General features: G+C 55.5%; 20 protein-coding genes. 16 read left to right on the forward strand and 4 right to left on the reverse strand.

All coding sequences use genetic code 11. The features are described 5' to 3' along the window. The coding region (locus AABZ39_10645; protein ID MEK6795227.1) for a hypothetical protein at window positions 1-415 on the forward strand (415 nt) is incomplete at its 5' end. After that, window positions 412-1491: a uroporphyrinogen decarboxylase family protein gene (locus AABZ39_10650; GenBank protein MEK6795228.1), complete on the forward strand. Its 1080-nt coding sequence runs from the start codon at window positions 412-414 to the stop codon at window positions 1489-1491. The genes AABZ39_10645 and AABZ39_10650, both read left to right, overlap by 4 nt. On the opposite strand, the gene AABZ39_10655 is transcribed toward AABZ39_10650, so the two are convergent. Beyond that, a complete protein-coding gene (locus AABZ39_10655) occupies window positions 1477-2922 on the reverse strand; it encodes a hypothetical protein (protein ID MEK6795229.1) in 1446 nt (481 codons plus the stop codon). The genes AABZ39_10650 and AABZ39_10655 overlap by 15 nt on opposite strands. Before the next feature lie 3 nt (window positions 2923-2925). Then, on the reverse strand, window positions 2926-7827 hold the full coding sequence (locus tag AABZ39_10660) for a right-handed parallel beta-helix repeat-containing protein (protein ID MEK6795230.1): 4902 nt from the start codon (window positions 7825-7827) through the stop codon (window positions 2926-2928). A 376-nt stretch (window positions 7828-8203) separates the two neighbouring features. On the opposite strand from AABZ39_10660, the gene vorB reads away from it, so the two are divergent. From vorB to AABZ39_10720, 12 genes are all read left to right on the forward strand, one after another. Then, on the forward strand, window positions 8204-9253 hold the full coding sequence (vorB, locus tag AABZ39_10665) for a 3-methyl-2-oxobutanoate dehydrogenase subunit VorB (protein MEK6795231.1): 1050 nt from the start codon (window positions 8204-8206) through the stop codon (window positions 9251-9253). Continuing rightward, entirely contained in the window at window positions 9253-9999 is a 747-nt protein-coding gene (locus tag AABZ39_10670; protein MEK6795232.1) for a thiamine pyrophosphate-dependent enzyme, read from the forward strand. The genes vorB and AABZ39_10670 overlap by 1 nt, the downstream gene beginning before the upstream one ends. Continuing rightward, on the forward strand, window positions 9996-10526 hold the full coding sequence (locus tag AABZ39_10675) for a 2-oxoacid:acceptor oxidoreductase family protein (protein ID MEK6795233.1): 531 nt from the start codon (window positions 9996-9998) through the stop codon (window positions 10524-10526). The genes AABZ39_10670 and AABZ39_10675 overlap by 4 nt, the downstream gene beginning before the upstream one ends. 45 nt (window positions 10527-10571) lie before the next feature. Further along, window positions 10572-11408, forward strand: a complete 837-nt coding sequence (locus tag AABZ39_10680) for a hypothetical protein (GenBank protein ID MEK6795234.1) — start codon at window positions 10572-10574, stop codon at window positions 11406-11408. A gap of 156 nt (window positions 11409-11564) precedes the next feature. Next, on the forward strand, window positions 11565-12146 hold the full coding sequence (locus AABZ39_10685; protein ID MEK6795235.1) for a TetR/AcrR family transcriptional regulator: 582 nt from the start codon (window positions 11565-11567) through the stop codon (window positions 12144-12146). A 12-nt stretch (window positions 12147-12158) separates the two neighbouring features. After that, window positions 12159-13004 carry a 4Fe-4S binding protein gene (locus AABZ39_10690; protein ID MEK6795236.1) on the forward strand — a complete coding sequence of 282 codons (846 nt, stop codon included), beginning with the start codon at window positions 12159-12161 and terminating at the stop codon, window positions 13002-13004. After that, entirely contained in the window at window positions 12989-13243 is a 255-nt protein-coding gene (locus tag AABZ39_10695) for a ferredoxin (GenBank protein ID MEK6795237.1), read from the forward strand. Before AABZ39_10690 ends, AABZ39_10695 begins: the two co-directional genes overlap by 16 nt. Window positions 13244-13268: 25 nt before the next feature. Further along, entirely contained in the window at window positions 13269-13595 is a 327-nt protein-coding gene (locus AABZ39_10700; GenBank protein MEK6795238.1) for a cupin domain-containing protein, read from the forward strand. Between the two features lie 87 nt (window positions 13596-13682). Then, window positions 13683-14558, forward strand: a complete 876-nt coding sequence (gene ilvE, locus AABZ39_10705; protein MEK6795239.1) for a branched-chain-amino-acid transaminase — start codon at window positions 13683-13685, stop codon at window positions 14556-14558. Further along, window positions 14555-15043, forward strand: a complete 489-nt coding sequence (locus AABZ39_10710; protein ID MEK6795240.1) for a hypothetical protein — start codon at window positions 14555-14557, stop codon at window positions 15041-15043. Before ilvE ends, AABZ39_10710 begins: the two co-directional genes overlap by 4 nt. A gap of 2 nt (window positions 15044-15045) precedes the next feature. Continuing rightward, the gene (locus tag AABZ39_10715; protein ID MEK6795241.1) at window positions 15046-16089 is read left to right on the forward strand and encodes a hypothetical protein; all 1044 of its coding nucleotides are present in this window, start codon (window positions 15046-15048) and stop codon (window positions 16087-16089) included. A 35-nt stretch (window positions 16090-16124) separates the two neighbouring features. After that, window positions 16125-19259, forward strand: a complete 3135-nt coding sequence (locus AABZ39_10720; protein ID MEK6795242.1) for a glycoside hydrolase family 38 C-terminal domain-containing protein — start codon at window positions 16125-16127, stop codon at window positions 19257-19259. A 2-nt stretch (window positions 19260-19261) separates the two neighbouring features. Here the strand turns inward: AABZ39_10720 and AABZ39_10725 are convergent, their stop codons facing one another. Together AABZ39_10725 and AABZ39_10730 are read right to left on the reverse strand one after the other, a co-directional pair. Further along, complete coding sequence (locus tag AABZ39_10725; protein MEK6795243.1) at window positions 19262-20764, reverse strand: hypothetical protein; 1503 nt, start codon at window positions 20762-20764, stop codon at window positions 19262-19264. Window positions 20765-20854: 90 nt separating this feature from the next. Beyond that, the gene (locus AABZ39_10730) at window positions 20855-22120 is read right to left on the reverse strand and encodes an FAD-dependent oxidoreductase (GenBank protein ID MEK6795244.1); all 1266 of its coding nucleotides are present in this window, start codon (window positions 22118-22120) and stop codon (window positions 20855-20857) included. A gap of 240 nt (window positions 22121-22360) precedes the next feature. Here AABZ39_10730 and AABZ39_10735 point away from each other — a divergent pair, with 240 nt between their 5' ends. Then, window positions 22361-22555, forward strand: a complete 195-nt coding sequence (locus tag AABZ39_10735; GenBank protein ID MEK6795245.1) for a hypothetical protein — start codon at window positions 22361-22363, stop codon at window positions 22553-22555. 4 nt (window positions 22556-22559) lie between these two features. Next, the gene (locus AABZ39_10740) at window positions 22560-23351 is read left to right on the forward strand and encodes an SDR family oxidoreductase (GenBank protein ID MEK6795246.1); all 792 of its coding nucleotides are present in this window, start codon (window positions 22560-22562) and stop codon (window positions 23349-23351) included. The last annotated feature ends 15 nt before the right edge of the window (window positions 23352-23366 follow it).

Here is a 23366-nt window from a genome sequence, read left to right on the forward strand (position 1 = left end):
AGTCTCCCTCCCATCCTGCATACTCCATCGTGACGTCCTCGGCATCGATGGATCGTTCGCTATGCTCGGTGTTGCAGGGAAATACGACGGCATCCCCTCGGGCGGCGCGGATGATCATTTCTCCCGCCTCAATGACAAGCGAACCGGACCGCAGATAGATTATCTCATGGAACGGATGACGGTGCGCAAGGGAACGCCAGCCGCCGGGAGAGGTGAACTTCGCACAGTGGAGATAGATGATAGTAGAATGATCCATGACGGCAGTATACAGAGTACGGCCGATATGGTCAATGAGCGGGCGTTCATCGCGAAGGATGAAGACATGCCGCTTCCGTTCCGTACAATGCTTTTCCGATTCGTCATAGTGACGCGGCTCGGTTTTGGCGGTATACTATTGATCGGGAGCAGACGATGAACTCACATGAACGATTTGCCGCTGCGATGGAACACAGGGCGGCCGACCGTGTCCCGATAGACTACCTCGCGCATCGCACCGCCGACGCGAAGCTCCGCGCCCATTTCGGTGTCCGCACCGAGAGCGAACTCCTCGATATCCTCGGCGCCGACTTCTACTATCTCTCCTGCCGCGACATATCACAGAATGAGACCTGTCTGCCGTTCTATAAAAAACCGCTCGCAATGAACGAAACCGAGCGCACGTGCCCCCTCGGAATTCGCTGGCATCGCGGTGCATACGACGCCAAGTTCACCGTCGATGAAGCGGTCGCAGGGCCGCTTGCGAATGCGGAAACCGAAGCGGATATTCTATCGCACGCATGGCCGACCCCGAAAGATTTTGATTTCTCCCCGTTCATTCGCGAATGTAATGAGAACAATGACCGCGTGATCATCGGTGGGCTATGGACCGGCATCATGGGCGATTCATACCGCACCATGGGCTTTGAGAAATTCTTATTATACGCGGCGATGAATCCCGGCATGATAAAGACGCTCATAAACAAACTTACCGATGTCTATCTCTCGATCAATGATGCGATATTCTCACAGCTCAAAGGCAGGATGCATATCTGGTTCTTCGGCAATGATTTCGGTTCGCAGAATGGACTTCTGCTCAGTAAAGATATGTGGTGCGATTTTTTCTTCGAGAACATCAAACGGCTGACGTCGCTTGCGCATTCCTACGGCCTTTCCGTTATGATGCATTCCTGCGGCGCTATTGCCGAGATAATACCGCTCCTTATCGACGCCGGTGTGGATATACTCGACCCGATACAGGTCACGGCCAAGGGTATGGATGCGGCTGCGCTGAAACGTGATTTCGGCGGACGTATGGTGTTCCACGGCGGCATCGACACGCAGGAAATATTGCCGCGCGGATCGGTCGACGATGTGCGCGGGCATGTGATGTCTACGGTGAAGATACTGGGCGCTCTCGGCGGCTACATCTTCGCCCCGTCGCAGATACTGCAGACGGATGTGCCTGTCGGGAACATCGAGGCGATGTATCGGGCAGCGCTACTCTCCCGATGACAGCCGCGTTTTCGCTTTCTCAATGCTGTTCTGTGCACGCTCATAGAGCTCTGCGCCCGGCTTGATCTTTCCCCACAGTTCGATGGCTTTCCGGTAATCCTTGGCCTTCGCATAGGTCACCGCTTCGATGTAAATATCCTCATCACTTTTTGTCGGGGCTGTGCTTTCAGCCGCATCCTTAAGCCGTTCCTGCGCACGGACGATAGCGGCCTGTGCGCGGGAAAAGTATTCTGTTCCGGATTTGATCTGACGCCATGTGTCGATGGCGCCGATCGCATTTCCATCATTGAGGAGCCGTTCTCCCGATTCGTAATATGACCGGGATGCGGTCTGCGATTCCGCGAACGCCAACTTCTCGATCGCCTCCCGGTAGAACGGTGAATTCGGCGGTATCGTCGAGAAGCTGTCCGCCCCTTCGCGGTAGCGTGCCTCCCGGAGATGCGCTACGCCCTGGTCGAATGCCGCGCGCCCGTCGTTCACGGCAGGCGCCGGCGTCGCGTTCCCGAACATGGCCGAAAGCTGCAGTGCATGATGCATGCCGAGGTCGCCGAGCGGAACGAAGGAGTAATCGAAACGGAATTTCATCGCATCGACGGCGATGCGCGCCCCTGCACCGATGGTGAATCCGCGTGCGTCATAGCCGAACATGTACCCGGTGCGGATGAACGCGACATTGAAGATATCGAATTCCGCCCCGAGATCGAATTTCGGCGTATCGTTGAAGAATATCGTCGCATCGAACATCGCCTTTACACCGAATGCTTTGGTTATCCTGCCGCTGTATTTCAACCCCGCAGTGACCGCGCCCGGGAGCGTAATATCGCCCGCGAGGCCTATGCCGAGATTGCGCCCGTACGCGCCGACGGCGAAGGAATGCCGCTCCGCGATATTGGTGAAGGCGATGATGACGCCGGCATCCGCCATGATGCCGGATATCGTAAGGTCATCGAGGCGTTCCATCGCATAGCGCGCGGTAACGCCCGCATCGATAAGGAACGGTAATCTGAGATACGATCCTATCGGCAGTGCGATGGAGCCTGAGAAGACATAATCGCCGGAGGGTAGTATGCGTCCGGTGTCGCCGGAATACATCACATCGCCGATGACCGGTTCGGTGAAGATGAGGCCGTATCCGGATGCGGCAATGGTCATGACCCCGGGGAGCCGCAATACAACAGCACCGCTCCAGAGCGCCATGCCGAGATACGGATTGAACGAGCCGAGGAGGGCAAGGTCGCCGTCAAGCGAGCCGAGCGTAGCAGGGTTGTAGAACACTCCCTCGGCAGATCCAGTGTCGGCAGCCACTGTTTGACCGAGCGCCGTCGCCGCGCCGCCGATGCCGATGTTAAGCACATCGAACGAATCGGTGGCCGCACCGAACACTGCTGTCGCGGCGAGCATTGCGAGCATGGTGTGTCGTATCGTTCTCATGGGCTACGACTCCCTTCGACGTACTATCATTATCCGTATGACCCTCGTTCCGGCGTTCGATTTGATGAGACAGAGATATACGCCGGGCGAGACGAACTTGCCGTTGTCGGCGATGACGTTCCATGCCAGCTGGCCGGACGTATTATCAGCATTCATGACGAGTTTCGCCATGAGCTTGCCGGATACGGTGTATATCGATACGGAACTGTTCGTCGTCAGGTCCTTGAATACGATGTCGCCCGATCCGCGGTAGGGATTATTCTGCGCATAGACGGTGGCGAGGCTGCCCGAAGGCCAGAGATTGGATATCATTATCGGCGTGGAGGGCGATGATACGGTAAGTCCCGCCCCGTTCACCAGGGTGAGATAGATATGGTATTCACCGTTCGTCAGTGTCGATGCATTGGTCGAGTTCCAAGCCGCACTGAACACGCCGCTTCCGATGCTCGCGGCAACGTTCACTGACATGCCGTCGGCGTTCGTGATGGATACGGTAGCAGAAGCGATATCGGACTGTGCGTCGGCGTTCGTACCGAGCACGGTGAACACATTGCTTATCACCTGGTTGGAGGCGATATTGGTGATAGCGCCTGCGGGAGGGGTGTTGTCAAAATAATTCGTTATCGTTTCCACCCAATAGTCCGCTATCGTGGTATTGCTTACCTTGATGCTGAATACATTGGTTATAAGCCCTGCACCGAAGGGGAGCGAGAGATTCGTCCACCAGCTCCCGAGCGTGTTCGTCGTCGTCATCACGATGAACGGCGCATTGTTGGTGCTGAAGTAGAGATCGTTGTTCGTGGTGAAAATGCCGGCGTACATCCATCGATTGGTCGATATCCACGTGTTCGGCGAGGGGTTGGTGATGGAAACAGTGACGGTGTAGTTCGAGTTGATATAGCCCACACCCGATGACGCACTGAACCACGATTCATTGGTGAACGGTGTCGCGTTATCGAGCGCGGTGATATAGTAGTAGTAATCGTTCCCGGACAATGCGGTGATATCGGTCAGTATGGAGACCGTTGTTTCGACAAGCGGGGTGTTGAAATTCGACCAGGCGTCATTGTTCATCGAGCGGTAGATGCGATATGCGGTGGCACCGCCGACGTTGCCCCAGTCGATCACGATCCGGTTGAGCAGCCCGGCGGATGCGGTCACACCGGCAGGAACGGCGGTCGGCGTCTTATCGGTCTGCCAGATGCCGACCGGCGAGAGGAGATACGGGGAAAAGAAATTCGTCGATGCGGGAAAATCGCAGATACGGTTGCTAAGAACACCTGCATTGATGCTCCCCCAGTAATTCGAGCGTATATGTCCGTTCGCCCAGTTCGCGTTGATGCGTACATTCGTATACGGTTCGTAGCTGTATATGGTATTATACGAAAACTCGCCGGGGCCCGCATTGCCGTCGTACGCACCGTCGGAATAGAGCGCCGCATATGTATTGTTGCTGATAGTGTTATAGGTGAACGTGCAGCCGTCAGGGGACGAAATACGCATGCCGAAGGCATTGTCGAATATCAGATTGCTCGATACCGTGTTCGTGTCCGCGTTCTCATTCACGATGCCAATGCCGGCGTAGGACGCGTTCATGTGCCCGAAGACGATGTTGCTCTCGATCGTGTTGTACTGTCCGCTTTCATCGATATAGATGCCGGCTCGTCCGTTGCTGAAGACGATGTTGCCGATGATCTTATTGGTGTCCGCCTGATAAATGCGTATGCCGGTCTCGACATTGCCGAACACGATGTTCGACGCAACGAACGTATCGATGACACCGTTCGCGTAGAGGTAGATGCCTTGCTGGATGTTGCCGAATACGACATTGTTGAAGATGAGATTCGTCCGTGTGCCGATATTGGTGGCGTTGAGGAGCGCAATGCCGTGGTTGACGTTGCTGTATATCAGGTTGCTTGCGATGACAAGCTGGTCCGCGTTCTGGAACCGTATGCCGTTCAGGTTCGACCATATCGTGTTGGAGAGGATGAGATTGCGGTCGGCGTTCTCCGCCTCGATATAGATACCGTAGCTCGTGTTCTCGTATATGGAGTTCAGATAATAGAGATTGTAGTCCATCGTGCCGCCGCCGTTCATATGGATGCCGTATGCGGTGTTCCGGAACACCGAGTTCGAGATGATGTTCCCGAATCGGTGTGCGTCGATGTACATGCCGTTGCCGCTGTTGTTGAAAACGGCGTTTGATACGATCGTATTGCTGATGAAATAGCCCGGCATATAAAGGCCGGTGCTCCCGTTTGAGCAGATGATGTTATTCTCGATCCTGTTGCCTACGCGGTTCTGCCCGTTGTAGTACGGTGATCCTATGCCGAAGGTCTGGTTGGCGTAGCAGAAATTCCCCATGACGACGTTGCTCGAGGTATTCGAAAGTATTATGCCCGTCCGGTTACCCCACACCCTGTTGCCGGACACGGTATTTGAGATCGTGGAGTTCGAGAAGATGTGTATGCCGCCGCAGCCGTAATTCGCGTACCCGATGCCGTTCGAGTACACATTGTTGTTCGCGATGACGCAGTTCGATACGTCACCCCAGAGATAAATGCCGTTGATGAAATTGCGTACCGACATGCCCTCGATGCGAATGTTCATGGCATTGGAGACGATGATGCCGTAGCTGAACGGTCCCGGTATGCCGGCTCCGTCGATAATGGCGGCGGTATTATCCGCGCTCTGGATCCATGGCAGTCCGATGAGACTGAAATTCGTCTTTCCGGTGATCATGATGTTCTCGGTCAAATTCGTCCCGGCGAACATGACGACGGTGTGCCCGTTCGCTGCGTTCGTGACCGCGGTATTGAGCGTATAATACACCGCTCCTGTGTTCATGTTCGATGCGACCGCACGGCTGTACACGGTCACGGTGGCCGGTGCGCTGAACCAGGATTCATTCTCGAGCGGAACTGCGGCGTCATATGCGGTCACGTAGTAGCTGTACGGCGTATCAATGGCCACCGCGGTATCGGTTATCGATGTTATCGCCGCGCCCACGTTCGAATAGGGAGCGGTGACATTATATCCTGCGGCTCCGGTCTCCCGGTATACGCGATATCCCGTTGCCCCGCCCACCGCCTGCCACTCGATGATGATCTCTCCGCTCGTATTCGTTGCGGCATTGGTTATCACCGGCGGTACGGGTGCCGTAGTGTCCGCCTGGAATATGCCGATAGGACCGAGACGATAGGGCGCATAAAACGGCATTCCCCAGAGGTTGCCGTCGATACCGGCGGTTATCGCGCTTGACTGCAGCGTCCCGAAGTAATTCGTCTGCAGGTTCGTCGCCGCCCATCCGCCGTTCACGCGCATATTCGTCGCCGCCCCGCCATAGATGTTGTTGTAAGCGATAAGTCCGCATCCGCGGTTCCCGTCGTAGGTGCCGTCGCTGTAAAAATTATACGACGTGTTGTTCGTGAGGATATTGAACACGATCTCTTGGTACTCCGCTTCGGAGTTATGCATCCCGATACGATTCTCGAAGATGATATTGCTGACTATTCTGTTGCTGTCGGATCGGTCATCCGCAATGAGTATCCCGCGTCCGTTCGCGGTGGACGTATGTCCGAAAATATAATTGCTCACGATGATATTCATGACGCAGTTCGTCGGAGTGAAATTCGCGGAGGGCGGATTGGCAGGGATGAGGTATATCCCCTCAAGGCGGTTGCTGCAGATGATGTTCCCGATGACGGTGTTCGTGTCCGAGTCGCCGATGCGGATGCCGTAGCTGTTGCCGCTTACCGAGTTCGATGCGATGAAACAGGTGTTCACCGCATCGTGGACAAGATATATCCCCTCGTTCGTGTTGTCCGCAATGTTGTTCTCGACGATCCGGTTGCTTACCGTAGCCCCGTTGGTTGTAGCGTCCACCATGATGCCGCGCGCCGCATTGCTTACGATATCATTGCCGATGATCCAATTGTAGTCCGCGTACGATATCCTCACCCCGTCGCTGCGATTGTGTATTATCCTGTTCGATACGATGTAATTGCTTCGGTCAGAGCCCCACTCGCCGGACATAAGCACGCCGAGGTTGTTATATCGTATGTCATTGTACCGGATCATGTTCGAATACGTGCTCCAGCTGCCGGAGAAGCCGTGACCGCCGTTCGTGCACACATTATTTGAGATAAAGGTGTTATAATACGAGGATGGGAGATCGAAGCCATTACCGGTATTGCTGAATATTGCGTTGGATATGAACATATTATACCGATTGATGCCCCAGCCGCGCCATCCTGTCGCAAAATTCGAGCAGATGGAATTTCCCTCAAAATGGGAATAATCCATGCTCTGGCTCCAATTTGGGTTACCGAAGCCCCCTTGGCTGTTCCAGTACACGGTGTTGTATTTGTATATACACCGGTCGGCGTTCCATATGCAAATACCGATCCCCAGCGTCTTCCACACATTGTTCGAAAGGATAAAATTGGAAACGACCGAATCGCCATAGAGATAAATCCCCCCATTGTGGCAGTTCGTGGTGTACGGGCCGTTGGAATAGATGTTATTGTTGGCGATAGTGCAGTTCGAAAGATAATCGCGCATGTAGATGCCGTTGGTGAACAACCGGACCGTGAATCCTTCAACACGGATGCCCGCGCTGTTCGTGAGCGTTATCCCGAAGCTGTTGAGCGATGTGAACCCGGTGCCGTCGATTATTGCTGCGGTATTATCGGCGCTCTGTATCCACGGCCAGCTGATGAATGAGAAATTCGTTTTTCCCGCGATAACGATGTTCGTGTTATGCGTACCGGCGAAAACGACGATGGTTTGCCCATTGGCGGCGGCGTTTATTGCACTCGGAATGTCGGCATAGGTTGCCCCGGTATTTGTGTTCGAGGCGACCTGCGCATGGGAAATAGCCGGTATCAACAGAAGGGCGAGCATTACGAGAGCATATGCACAGGGGCGGCCGATTTTTGAGTGCGCCGAACACATAAGAGTCGACTCCTTTTTATGGACCCCAGTTCGCCTCGATTCTCCTATGATACTGGATATAACAAGACAAGCCCAAAATAGTGAAATTGTAAGCGTTTACATTATCGTATAGTATTGAAGATAAATTGAGCCGATTCGAGACACTCTTGAATAGAATTATGTGAGATATGTTGAATACAGCCATGCTGCCGAGCGTCATGGCACGGTTCTTTCGAGACCATGCCTTGACATTGAACGCGTTTTTATTATATAATCGTCTGTGTGGCGTGCCGCCCACATTCTCTTATCGAACTATACGAGAACGGCCCATCGAAAGGAGCATTTGTTGAGCGAACGAATTCTTATGAAAGGTAATGAGGCGATGGCGGAATCCGCCATTATAGCCGGCTGTCGGTACTATTTCGGATATCCTATCACCCCGCAGAACGATGTTCCCGAATACATGTCGCGGCGAATGCCTGCCGTTGATGGTGTATTCCTCCAGGCGGAGAGCGAGGTCGCCGCGATCAATATGGTCATCGGTGCCTCTGCGGCGGGAAAACGCGTCATGACATCGTCATCATCTCCCGGCATAAGCCTCAAACAGGAAGGCATATCGTATCTTGCCGGTATGAATCTCCCTGCTGTCGTTGCGAATATCACACGTGCGGGTCCCGGTCTCGGCGACGTGACGACGGCGCAAAGCGATTACTTTCAGGCGACGCGCGGCGGCGGTCATGGCGATTATCGCACGCCGACGTTCATGCCCGGCAATGTCCAGGAACTCGCCGACATGACGGTCGCCGCATTCGATCTTGCCGATGCGTACCGCACGCCCGTGATGATAATCGCCGATGCCACCATCGGTCAGATGATGGAGCCGATAACGCTCCCCAAGCCGACGGGGAAAGTGTTCGAAAAGCCGTGGGCGCTTACCGGGGCGAAGGGCAGGGCGAAGAACATCGTCCGCTCGCTTTGGCTGTATCCCGACCCCGGATTACCGCAGAATAACGAGCAATTGCAGAAAAAATATGCCCAGATCGAGCGCGAATACCGCATGTACGAAGAGTATAAGACATCGGACGCCGATTATCTTTTCGTGGCATATGGGACAACGGCGCGCATCGTTCGGGAAGTCATCGGCATGCTCCGCAGCGAAGGCATAAAAGCCGGATCGTTCCGTCCGAAAATGGGCTGGCCGTATCCGTACGAAGAGCTGCGTGCATGCGCAAAGGGCAAGAAATTCGTGCTCACCGTTGAAATGAGCTATGGCCAGATGGTCGACGATGTGCGCATCGGCATGAACGGTGATATTCCGGTACATTTCTACGGGAAAGCGGGCGGTGTCATTTTGACCACGAAGGACATCATCACCGCGTTCAAGGGATACATCTAATGGCAGTCGTATATTCCCGGCCCCGATCGATAGAGGATGTTCCGTTCCACTACTGCCCCGGGTGCGGACATTCCATCGTCCACAAGCTTATCGGTGAATGCATCGATGAGCTTGCCATCCTCGAGAACACGGTGCTTGTGGCGCCGGTGGGTTGCGCGGTGAACGCGTACAATTACTTCAAATGCGATACCTGTGAGGCGGCACATGGCCGTGCGGCGGCAGTGGCGACAGGGCTCAAACGATCCCTGCCGGACAATATCGTGATATCGTATCAAGGTGACGGCGATCTCGCGTCGATAGGCATGGCGGAGACGATACATGCCGCCAATCGCGGCGAAAAGATAACGATAGTGTTCATTAATAACACCATCTATGGGATGACGAGCGGCCAGATGGCGCCGACAACGCTCATCGGCCAGAAGACGACCACGTCGACAAAGGGCAGGAACGATTCCATGGGGTTCCCCATCGATATGTGCAAGCTTATCTCGACATTGGAGGCGCCGGTGTACGTGGTCCGGTCAAAGGTCACCAGTGCCGCATCTGCGCTCAAGACAAAAAAACATATAAAACGTGCGCTTACGCTGCAGAAGGAAGGGAAGGGCTATACGTTCGTGGAGATACTGTCGAACTGCAATACGAACTGGAAAATGACGCCGCTTGACTCGAATAAATGGATTGACAGCACGGTTGAAAAAGTATTCCCTCTGGGCGTCTTTGTAGACAAATTCGGAGAACAGAAATGACCGAGCGCATCATCATAGCTGGATTCGGCGGGCAGGGCGTGCTTTTCAGCGGGAAGCTATTGGCTCAGGCCGCCATGATGGCCGGTTTCAATGTGACGGAAATACCCTCGTATGGCGCTGAAATGCGCGGCGGGACCGCGAATGCGGCGATAACCATATCGGATACGGAGATCGGGTCTCCTATCATCGAGCAGCCGTCGTCGCTGTTATGCCTCAATATCGCATCGTTCGAGCGTTTTGAGGCGGATCTGCTCCCGAAGGGTATGCTCGTTGTCAATACATCACTGGTTAAGAATAAGAGCTCGCGGGACGATATTAATATAGTAGAAGTCAACGCGAACGATCTCGCGCGCGAAGCGGGGAACCCCGCCATTGTGAATATGCCCGTTATCGGGGCATACATAAAGGCAAGCGGCATTGTACCGTTCGAAACGGCGATGCGGGCGCTTGAGGCGGTCATATCCGACAAGTACCGGGACCTGTTGGCGGTGAATAAGAGGGCATTGGAGTTGGGGTACGGATCCTAGCATCCCTTGTTCAATCGGCTCCGTACCAGGATAAGGTGATCCGCAATGGCGACTGTAGGAAAGGAAAAAGCGTCTGAGGCGCAAAAGGCCGAATTCAACGAACGCATTAAGGATATGCGTGACCATGTTGAATCGATATCGGTGAAGATAAAAGAGATCGAAAAAGAGCTCATCGGCAAGACCGATAAGATCGAGACCGCAGCGCAGCGGCTTAAGCTCGCCGAGATGTACATGAACGTCATTTCGTTCCACACCGGTATGAGCGCGCTCTCCCAGCACATGCTCAACTACAAGAACGAGTCCTATCTCAACGAAGGGCGGAAGATCCTCTATAAAGTGCTTATACTGCTCGAAGAGGCACTGGGTAATCATGTCGATGACCCGCTCAATGAGAACGAGGCGGTGCACGAGGTTCTCGCGGGGAAATTCGACGATAAATGGAAACTCGCGTTCGCGCGGACGCTCGGCTACAATATCAATCTCATCGAGGACTGCTACGGCGACAACACGAAATGGAAGTGGAGTTTCGTCGAGGTAGAGGGACGCTACGCGATAGCGATGAAGAATTTCATCGATTACAAGACGTTCATCAAGAACATGGACCCGCGCGTGCCGGGCTTTTCCGAGCGCAACAATCTCATGAAATTGGTGAAGAAGCTCCTCAACGAGGCGGCGGAACTCTACCGCAAGAAATATGAGCTCAAAGAGCATCGTCTCGATGATATGAAATATGCGCTCAATATACTGGGTGCGCTTCGCCGCATACTCATGTATCTCGGCGAGGCCGAAGAGGCCAATGAGCGAAAGAAGATCTATGACCTATGGAAAAAGAAGATGGAAGATGATCTTCGCAAGAAAGAGGAATTGGACGCGAAGCGGTAGCGCTGCATTCCATGGAATAACATTGTATCCCGCAGGCGGGGCCGCGCGACCCCGCCTGCGGGATTTTTTTTACACTGGTAATGCCTTTTGCTTGACTCCTGGAAGAAGATTTATATATTTTTCAATGTTAGCAAGTGCTAACCGAAGGAGCAGGCCATGCCGGCAACGAAACGGCAAAAGGATATCATGAACGCGACGCTTACGGTCATTGCGGCCGAGGGCGTTGAGCACCTTACGGTGCGGCGTATCGCCGATCGCCTGTCGATAACCGATGCTGCGCTCTATAAGCATTTTGATGGAAAGACCGGCATTCTCGCGGCTATCGTCGAGGAGTTCCGCATCGATTCGCTCAAAGCGCTCGATGCCGCGGCGAAGGGTGTTACCCCGATCGATAAAGTGCGGCTTTTCTTCCTTGACCGTGCCGATTATTTTGCATCGCACCCGGAAATGGTGCCGGTGCTGTTCCCGGAATCCATGGTCGGAGGGAATCGGCGGCTCTTCAAAGCGGTGCTTTCCGCGATGGATGATCACAAGCAGGCGCTTGTTGTCATCATCGGCGAGGCGCAGAGGAAAAGGGAGATACGGATCGCTCCGCCGGAGCATGTGTTCATCATGATCATGGGTACGCTCCGGCTGCTCTTCACGCGCTGGCAGTACAGCGGTCACGGATTCGATCTCGCCGAAGAGGCGCGCGCGCTTTGGGCATCGCTTGTATCGCTCATTTCAGACATCAAATAACGGAGGCATCATATGGTTCGAAGCATCATCACGATCGACGAGGAGAAATGCAATGGCTGCGGGCTCTGCATACCCAATTGCCCTGAGGGGGCGATTCAAATGATAGACGGCAAGGCGCGTCTTATCAGCGATCTTTTCTGCGACGGGCTCGGCGCCTGTCTCGGGCACTGCCCGGAAGGGGCCATCACGACGGTCAAGCGTGAGGCGGCTCCGTACGACGAATGGACGGTGATGGGTAATATCGTCAAGGCGGGTGCCAACACGATAAAGGCGCATCTCATGCATCTTCGCGACCACGGCGAAACGGCGCATCTCGCAACAGCGGTCAAGTATCTCAAAGAGAAAAATATTGAAAATCCATTGAAGGAGGAAAACACAATGGTACATCAACATGGGGGCGGATGCCCCGGATCACAGGTGATCGATCGCTCGTCAGAGGAGGGAGCCGCAGATGCCGCGGGAACGCGTCAGTCGGCACTTCGGCAGTGGCCGGTGCAGCTCCATCTCGTATCGCCGATGGCCCCGTATTTTGTCGGCAAGGACGTTCTCCTTGCGGCGGACTGCGTGGCGTTCACGGTCGGTGATTTCCACAAGGACTGGCTCGCGGGGAAATCGCTCGCCATCGCCTGCCCGAAACTCGACGAAGGTCAGGACGTATACAAGGAAAAGCTTGTATCACTTATTGATGAGGCGAAGGTGAACACGCTCACCGTCATGATAATGCAGGTGCCCTGCTGCGGCGGTCTGCTTGCGCTCGCGAAGGATGCTCTTGCATCGGCGAAGCGAAAAATTCCTCTCAAAGCCGTTGTCGTCGGCTTGAAAGGTGATATACTGAGCGAGGAATGGGTTACTGCCTGACCAAGGGGGATGCCATGGCGAACAGGAACGAGAAGACCCCGGGGAATACACCCGGACGCTACTATGTGGATACGACATGCACGGGTTGCGGTGTATGCATTGATACGGCCCCGGGCGTGTTCGTTATGCATGACAGTGTCGCGTATGTCGTAAAACAACCGGATGCGTCATCGGAAACGGCTGCGGCGGATGCAAAAGCAAGCTGCCCGAGCGAATCGATAGGCGACGACGGCGTGTGAAGAATAAAGATCAAAGGAGTATCGTATGGAAGAGAATTTTTCAGAGAAGCCGCTTTCGGCAGCGGGATCGGTAGCGTATTCTGGCGGCGCTGTAGTGAGCAAGACCGTCATCAACAAGAAGGTCGGCACGATAACGCTGTTCGCGTTCGATCAGGGTCAGCGGCTGTCCGAACACACGGCCCCGTTCGATGCGCTCGTGAACGTTCTTGACGGCGAAGGAGAGATCGTCATCGGCGGGAAGGCGCATCGCCTCCATGTCGGGGATTTCATCGTCATGCCGGCGAACATACCGCATGCGGTGAACGCCGTGGCGAAATTCAAAATGATGCTCGTGATGATTCGAGGCGAGTGAACATATTGTTCTGCGATGCGGAAATCCGGATTTTCTTGCAAAATCATATGATCTGATGTAGTATGCGCTCATGCCCCGGAGGCGTGCATGAGCGACTGCATCTACATCGACGGAAAATTCTTCTCGCAGGAAACTGCGGTCGTTTCCGTGTTCGATCACGGTTTCCTTTACGGTGACGGCGTGTTCGAAGGCATACGCTTTTACAACAGTCGCATCTTCAAGCTCGATGAGCATATCGAACGCCTCTGTAAATCGGCGCAGGCCATATTCCTCGCGATACCGGTCGACAAGGCGGAGCTGCGGGCCATTGTCATCGAATCGGCAAAACGCTCTGCTCTTGAGAACGGCTACATACGGCTCGTGATAAGCCGCGGCAGGGGCGATCTCGGGCTTGACCCGCGCAAATGTCCGCACCCGTCGATCATAGTCATACCGAGCCTTTTGAAGATGTATCCGCCGGAGATGTATGAGAACGGGATATCGCTCATCACGGTGCCCACGCGGCGCAATATCAACGAAGCGATCAACCCGCGCATAAAATCGCTCAACTATATGAACAATATCATCGCCAAGGTCGAGGCGTCGCAGCTTGGCTTCGAAGAGGCGATAATGCTCTCTCATGACGGATATGTGGCGGAATGTACGGGCGATAATATCTTCTATGTCACCGACGGTGTCCTCTCTACGCCGTCGTCGTTCCATGGAGCGCTCAAGGGTATTACGCGCATGGTCGTCATAGCGCTCGCGAAAAAACGGGGGATCACCGTGCATGAGACAACGGCCACCCGCTACGACCTGTACACTGCCGATGAATGTTTCCTCACCGGCACCGGGGCCGAGGTCGTGCCTGTCGTGCGCATAGACGCCCGCCAGATCGGCGGCGGGAAACCGGGTGTCATGACCGCATCGCTCATCACGGATTTCCGCGCTCTCGTTGCGACCGACGGGGTCTCGATAGCATGATATGCCAGATATGCGGTGAAGAAGAGGCGGTGCTTCACATACAGGAGATCGTCGGCGATGCCCGTACTGAACTTCATGTCTGCAAGCGCTGTGCCGAAGCAAAAGGGATACTTCGCGATATCGCATCGCTCAATCTTACGCTTTCCGCCACCGTTGCCCCCCCGCGTTCGAAGAAGAAGCCGCGGGCGAAGCTTCGATCGCTTACCTGCTCGCGCTGCGGCACTACCGGCGACGAGTATGTGAAGGACCATCGCGCCGGATGTTCGCATTGCTACACGGACCTTTCGCCGGTGATGAACGGCGTGTTGAAAGAGCTGCATCCCGGCATTACCCATACCGGCCGTGTGCCGAAGGAGCCGGGGAATTCCGCGGCCGAGATAATACGCCTGAAAAGCGAACTGGCGCTCCTCCTCAAACAGGAAGATTATGAACGTGCGGCGACGCTCAGGGACGCGATCGCGGCGCTTTCCCGGACGGAACGCTAGCGATGGCGTTCAGGGAAGCTGCGTCGTGGTGGAACGGCGGGCTTGAGGCTGCGATAGCCGTCTCGACACGGTCGCGCATCGTGCGAAATATCGCGGGGATGCCGTTCCCCTCGCGGCTGAACGCCGACGATCGCGAGGCGGTCGTTTCCATCGCGGGTGAGGCCATTGAAAAGAGCGGTATGTTCGGACCGACGGGCGTACGATGCTCCGTCGCTTCGGTATCGCCCATCGAACGGCGCATCCTTGTGGAACGGACATTGCTCCGATCGTCCGCAGGCGAGGCCGATGTGCATCTCTGGGTGAGCGCGGACGAGACAATCGCGGTCGCGGTGAACGATGATGACCATCTGCGCATCGGAGCGACAACGGCGGGGGCGGATGCCGCCTTCGCGTATCAGCGGACGCTTGAACATGAACGTCTGCTCGAAACGACCATCCCGTTCTCCTTCGATCCGACACATGGTTTCCATGCAACTTCCGCTTCCGATGTGGGCACGGGCCTGCGCCTGTCGGTCATGGTTCATGTGCCGCTCCTTATCTGGGAACAGAAGGCGGCGCTTGAAAAGCTCCTCACGGCCATTGTGCGTTCCGGCGGTGTGATAAGCGGCATGCGCGGGCATAAGAGCCGCTCTATCGGTGATATCATCGAGATCTCGAACCAATCGACGCTCGGCGTGAGCGAACGCGAGATCGTCGACAATGCACGCACGTTCATCCGTAAGATCATCCGTGCGGAGACGAAGGCGCGTGAGGATGCGCTCAAGAAGGACAGGGCGCTCATCGAGGACCGTGTGTGGCGAAGCCTTGCGACGCTGCGTGCGGCGCGGAGCATCACCTACCTCGAAACGACGGCATTTCTGTCGTGGATACGTGTCGGTGCGCATATGGGGATCATATCTGTGCCGATGGCGCTCATCACGATGGCGCTCTTTACGACACAGAAGGCGCATCTCTGCCGTGAGCATGCCGCTCTTGTACCCAAGGCTGGACGGGATATCATACGCGCGGACCGTATGCGCGCGCTGTTCGCCCCCTACGGCGGGTAGGACTCGCCGATATCCATTGACTATGAGGAGCCGCTATGCCGCATGACAGATACTTGACGCCGGAAAAGGTCAGGCGATTGACCGATGAGCTCAGGAAATATATCCATCGCGATCGTGTTCCACTCACCGCGCTTTTCATGAGGAAAGGTGCCGCAGATGAACGTACGCCGCCTGCCTTCGATAAAAGCTGGAAGGAAATGACGCTGCCGTTCCATTGGGGTGAGCGTGATGCGACGGTATGGTTCCATCAGGATGCCGTCATCCCTCGTACGTGGAACGGCGGACTTGTTCGATTGCTGCTCATGCCGTCCGATATGGCCGATCGTGAGATAGCGAACGTGGAATCGCTCATCTTCCTCAACGGGGAGATCATCGGTGCGAGCGACACTTTTCACCGCGAGATCATCGTCTCCGACCGTGCCAGGGGCGGGGAGCGGATATCGATCCATCTGAAGAGCTGGTGCGGGCTCATGCGGCAGTGGGCGTACGACTGGCGGACGCTGCGATTCAGCGACGCGGCGCTTGTGCTCGTCAATAAGAACGCGGAATCCACGGTGCGGATACTTGAGACCATGCTCATGGCGCTCGAACTTTTTGGCAACGATACCTATGAATATAATCACCTCCTGTCCATCGCGAACCGCGCCGTGTCCGGGATACCGTTCGGCGAGACGGGGAAGCGTTTTGATGCGGGCGTTCATGCCATGCTCGTGCGGCTTGAGAAGGACCTTGTCAACAGCGATCCCAATCGTCCGTCGATGATAGCGGTCGGGCATTCGCATCTGGATGTTGCGTGGCTCTGGCGCCTCTCGCATACGCGCGGGAAGGCGGAACGGACGTTCGCCAACGCGGTGAATCTCATGCGCTATTATCCGCAGTACCGTTTTACGCAGAGCCAGCCGCAGCTCTTTCAATTCATCAAAGAGGATGATCCGTCATTGTACGAAGAGGTCTCCCGCCGCGTGAAGGAGGGGCGCATCGAGCCCATCGGCGGCATGTGGGTGGAGGCGGACTGCAATCTCATCTCGGGCGAATCGCTCGTGCGGCAGATGCTTCACGGCCAGCGTTTCTATGAGCGCGAATTCGGGAAACGTTCCGAGGTGCTCTGGCTCCCCGACGTGTTCGGGTATTCGTGGGCGCTGCCGCAGATAATGCGCGGCACCGGACAGAAATATTTCATGACGACGAAAATAACCTGGTCGCAGTACAATCGCCCCGATTACGATACGTTCACCTGGCGCGGCATCGACGGGAGCGAGGTGCTTGCGCATTACGTCACCGGGGCCAGACAGGGGTATAACGGTGAACAGACGCCCTATGACCTCATGAATATCTATCGCTCATACCGTCAGAAGGATATCAACAGCGAACTCTTGACGACGTACGGATACGGCGACGGCGGGGGCGGACCGACGCGTGAAATGCTCGAACGCGGCGCCATCGTGAGCGATATGCCGTTCATGCCGCGCGTCGTTAATGGCTCGGCGCTCGATTTCTTCAAACGCCTTGACAAACGCGTGTCTTCCGATCCGCGCCTGCCCTGCGTGGACGGGGAGCTCTATCTCGAATATCACCGCGGTACGTACACATCGCAGGCGTCCGTGAAGCGTTCCAACCGCATGGCGGAAGTGCTGTTCCAGTCGGCGGAGAAATTATCCGTGCTTGCCATGCTTTCGGGAAAGGCATATCCCGCGGAGGCGCTCCGGAGCGGATGGGAAACGATACTGCTCCATCAATTCCACGATATCATTCCCGGGTCCTCCATCCGCGACGTGTATGCCGATGCGGCGAAGGAATATGAGCGCATCTTCAGCGCGGCGAACGGCATCATAACGGATGCGCTCGTGAAATGCGCCGAGTCACTTTCAATGAAGAAGGGATTCGTCATTTTCAATCCGCTTCCCTGGATACGCAACGATATTGTAACGCTGCCCAGGGAATTGCGCGGTGTGTTCATTCCTGTGCTCAAGCGGGAACAGCCTGCGCAGACGGTGAGCATTCTCGGCGAGAAGCGCACCATCGTGTTCGTCGAGGGGCTGCCGTCGACGGGGATAGCGGCGATCACCGAGGCGAAGGAAAAAAAGAATAAGAAAAAGGTGCCGCCGATGCGGGCGAACGCGGGCGGCTGCGAGAATGCGTTCTTCAAGATACGCTTCGATCGCGAGGGGCATATCGTTTCACTTATCGATAAAAGGAAGGGGCGGGAGATAGTCGCGGACGGCGAAAAGCTCAATGGCCTCACGGCGTTTGAGGACATCCCGGTGAATTTCAATGCATGGGATATCGATCTCTATTACACCGAAAAACCCTATGCGGTGACGACGCGGTCGTTCTCGCTCAAGGAGCGCGGACCCGTGTGCGTTCGATACCGCGCGGAGAAACGCTTCCGCTCGTCGATGATACGGCAGGATATCATCGTGTATGCAGATGTCGACCGCATCGATTTTCATACGGAGATAGACTGGAAGGAGCATCAGACGATACTGAAGACAGCCTTCCCGGTGGCGATACATGCGAATTCCTATACGAGCGAGATACAGTTCGGCGAGATAGAACGAGCGAACAACTGGAACAACAGGATCAACTATGCAAAGTTCGAGACGGTGGCGCATAAGTGGATAGACCTTTCGGAGAACGACTATGGCGTGTCGCTCCTCAACGACTGCAAATACGGCCATGATGTGCTCGGGAATGTCATGCGCATTACGCTCATCAAGTCCGGTGTCGATCCGGACCCGAATGCCGATATCGGCATCCATCGCTTTTCCTATGCGCTCTATCCGCATGAGGGGCATGTGAAGGATTCGCTCACCGTTGAGATGGGGTATCGGTTCAATCATCCCTTGATCGTACGGGAGTGCACGGGCGGCGGTGACCGCGATTCGATATCCTTCATCAAGGTGTATGCGAACCACACCGTGCTCGATACGATGAAGCGCGCCGAGGATTCGGACGATGTCATCGTGCGGTTCTATCAGTCGAAGAACGTGCGTGAGCTCGTGAATGTCGTGCTCGAACGGGAGACTGCGCGCATCGAGGAGACGGACATGCTCGAGAATGCGATAGGCGCGGTGAAGCCTACCGAGAATGGCTTTGCATTCACACTTGAGCCGTTCAAGGTGAGGACGTTCAGGATAACGCTTGCGGATGATAAAAAGTCGAAGCGGTGAGGTCAGCGCTTCCCGAAATAGATGCGCGACGCGAGATCGTTCTTGTTCTTGACCATGATATCAAGCCATATCGCTTTTTTCTTAAGGGCGTCGCTTTTGGTTGCGAACTTACGGAATTTCTCGTACGTCTCGATGTTCTTTTTCGAGGCGTAGTATGCGCGCTTGTAGTTCTCCGGAAAAATGAGGTCTATCTTCTTGTCTATTTCCTCGTCGATGGTCTTCTGATACTGTTCGCAGAGCACGGCATACTTCGCATGCACGTCCTTCGCGTAGTCGACGATCATGCGGTCGTAGCCGGGTATCTTCGACACGACATCGATGATGTACGCCATGGTCTTTATGGCGCTCAGGTAGTCCTCTTCATGCGAGTATTGTGAGATGACGCGTTCGCAGAGGTCGAATATCTTTGTCGGCGTAAAAATATCGCGTACCCCGTCGATGACGATGGGCGTTTCGAACGGCGCCATGGTGGTCGCGGATTTCGCGAGCGTTTTCATCATCTCGATGATGACGTTCTTCTGCCATTGATTGCCCTTGATCGTTTCGAAGAGCGTCGTGAGCTGGTCGGCGAGCTTTTCCTTGTAGCGCTCGTCTTCCTTGAAGATGACCTCGTAGAACGAAAGTGATACGCCCTTAAAATCGACGGTGCCGTTGTCGTAGAAATAGATCGCCTTCTTCGCGTACATGGGCGAGGTAACGATGGAATTTTCCTTGATGAAATTCAGATATACTGTGTTCGCTATCACGAGCTTCGATTCGGAAGGATCGAGCTCGTTGGCGCGGGACTGCAGGCGCGCTGCGGTATTGAGGAGGAAGCCCGAGAGCATGCCGTGCTCGGTGACGACGAGCGGGGTGGTGATATTGCCCCCGGCGATGCCGGCCGATATCTTGAAATCCGGCAATACCACGCTGTAGGCGGTACGGTCATGCGGCACCGACGGGTCCTTGATGAGCGGTTTCGATGAGAAGCTGTTGAATATCATGAGCGTGGAGCGTATGATATCGGTGGCCGTCGTTCCGATGAGGATGATCTCGTCGCCGCGCTCGCGCTTCGTAAGGACGCCGTTGACCTGCGTGAGGCGCGGTATACCGTTGGTGATGAAATCGTCGAGCATGTGGAGCTGCGACAGATTGCCGCGGCTGTCCTGGCAGAAGCGCGTATAGCCGTGTATGTCGAGCATGGCGAGATAGATGTTCGATATGGAGATATTCCGTTTCAAGTCGCCGTAATCACGGAATTTCTCATGCGGGATGACGAGTTCGCGCCAGAGCTTGGTGAATTTGGCGATGGAGAGGTCCTCGAAGAAGCCCCAGTTAAGCTGCTTTATCATCTCGAATACCGAGGGGAGTATCGTTTCTACCTTGTACGAAGCCGGTATCGGTTTGAGATAATCGTAGAGCGCTGAGAACGTAGTGATATCGCCGGCAAGGATCGTATCGTTCAGATGGCAAAGCAGCTCATATTTCGAGGTGCTCTTCTCGGAAAACTCGGATAAATCCTTCAATCGTGTTTCCCTTCGGCAAGAATTTTTTCAGTGATTTCATTATAGGGCGGGTATGCAAAAAAAGCAATGGAAACACGGTCTTCTGCGTATCTAACGATGCGTTCCCGGCGGTACAATCGCACCCGCGGAGCAGAGTTCGCTGACGATCATATCGAACGGTGCGGTGCCGGGCGTCGTGTCTGTCCGCGCAGCAACGGCAGCCGCGGCCCCTGCCGCCTGGCCTGTGGCCATGCAGGTCGCCTGTACGCGGAGCGCCGAATTCGCGAGCCTGTCGCTTGCGATGATACGCCCTGCGGCGAGGATATGCCCACTCCCTCGCGGAATGAGCGCTGCAAGCGGTACCGTTGGCACGATGCCTCGAGCGAGCGGTTTCGGGACGATGCCGTTCTCGTCATGAAGATCGATGGGATAGAACGAATGACAGACCGCATCCGTGAACTGTCGTCCATTCACATAATCGTCATGGGTTATCGTGTGTTCTCCCGTTATGCGGTATGTCTCGCGTATGCCCGTTGTCCATGACATCGAAGCGAGCCGTGCGCGTTCGCAGCCGGGGAGTGTGCGTATGAACCTGAGGAGGCGGAGCGCCGCAGCCCTCCCGCGTATGTCGGCATCGGTCTTCGCCGCGGAGGTCGATGAATCCGCATTGAAGATATGTATCTGATTGCCCCCGCGGCCGGCGAGGAACGGCATGAACGATGTTCTCGAATGCGCATGATCACCCGGCATAAGCCTTCCGTCGGCAAGCGCTTTGCGGTATTCCGCATCGATGTGTTCGGCGTTAAGCGACTTGACATCATAGCCGTCGAAGGCGAGCATGATAGTGCCGGGCTGGCGAGTATCGCTTTTTTCGCAGGAGAGGCCGGCCATGCGGACGATATCGGCATCGCCGGTGCAATCGATGATCTCTTTCGCTGCTATCGATGCGAGTGCTCCGCCTTTGCCGGCGGTTTCGACATGCCAGGATCCCTCGTATGAAACGCGATACGGCATCTCATGGCAGCGGAGGACAACACCGGCGGCAAGACATTCCTCTTCCGCAAGAGCGGCGAATACGTACGGATTCACGCTTATTTGATGCTCCCAATGATGCTTCGGTGTTCGTGTGAAGTCGGGAAGCGATCCGCTGTCGAGTGCGACGGCCTTTCGGACCAGATCCCATCCGATGCCGGCGATGACCTGCTTTTCCCAGGCATGGAAGAGCCCGGGGAAATTCACGCCGCCCTGGGTTGTCGTGCCGCCGAGTACGCCTGTCATTTCAATGAGCGCGGTCTTCGCTCCCGCGCGTGCGGCCTGTATCGCAGCGCACATGCCGGCGCTTCCGCCGCCGACCACGACCACATCGAAACTGTCCATGGGAAACTCCTTGCTCGATGGTTAGAATATACACGGCGGTGCTCGATTGGCAATGGGTATCCGTTGCAGATAGTTGTCAAATAGTCGCAAGCGATCCGTCTTTCGCGACACGGCGTCGCAGCGCATCGATACGCCGAGAGTGTGCCTCGGCGAAGCGCAGTAGTTTTGTCGTATCCGACGTGCGTTGACAATCGCTCCCTATGGATATATAGTGATGACAGTTCCTTCAGGAGTGTTCTCATGGATAATGAACGAAAGAACGCAATGAACGGCGGCGGTATCTGCACCGGCGCGTACGGTCTTGCGATAATCGGTTCGGCAGTGTATTTCATCCAGCATGCGACGTCTTTCTGGGGCGGCGTGCTCGGTTTCCTCAAGGCGCTCGTATGGCCGGCATTTCTCATCCACAAAGTCCTTGAAATGATAAAGCTCTGATCCCATGCAGCGGCAAGCAGCACTGGTTACCGGCGCGTCCGGCGGTTTGGGGCTTGCCATAGCCACACTTCTTGCCGAGCGGTCCATCGATCTGGTGCTCGTGAGCCGCACTGAGAAAAAGCTCGCGGCCCTTGCCCGCGATCTCTCGAAGCGCTTCGGGATAACGGCGCATGTGATGCCGGCGGACCTTTCGAAGCCGTCAGCCGCACAGGATATTTTCCGGGCATGCAGGAAGAAGGGGCTTCGCATCGATATGCTCATCAACAATGCCGGTGCCGGTATCGCCGGTGAACACCTGGCAATGGATGAGGACTCGATCGACGCGATGATACGGCTCAATGTCAACGCCCTCACGGCTTTGTGCATGCTCTTCGGCAGGGAGATGAAAGCGCGTAAAAGCGGCATGATACTCAATATCGCATCGCTCGTGTCGCAGCTTCCGATGCCGTTCTTCACCGCGTATGGGGCGACCAAGGCGTATGTGGTGAGCTATTCGCGCGCGCTTCGGAGCGAACTGAGATCATTCGGCGTATCGGTCACCTGCGTGCTTCCCGGATTTATCGATACGGGGTTCGAGAAGAGCGCCGGTCTTAAGTCGCCTTCGTATTCGAGAATGGCGAAGTCGCTCGGCATGAGCGCGGACGCGGTGGCTCGTGCGTGCGTGCGCGCCATGTTCCGGCGCAAAGCGCTGTCGGTCGCCGGCTTCATGAACCGCATCGCTTATTTTCTGATCAAATTCATACCCAAGCAGTTCCTGTCGAATATGGCGTATCGGGCGATGAAGCGGTATTTCTAAGCCGCCTTCGGACCG

It is taken from the genome of Spirochaetota bacterium, assembly GCA_038043445.1.
In the GTDB taxonomy this organism is placed as follows: Bacteria; Spirochaetota; Brachyspiria; order Brachyspirales; family JACRPF01; genus JBBTBY01.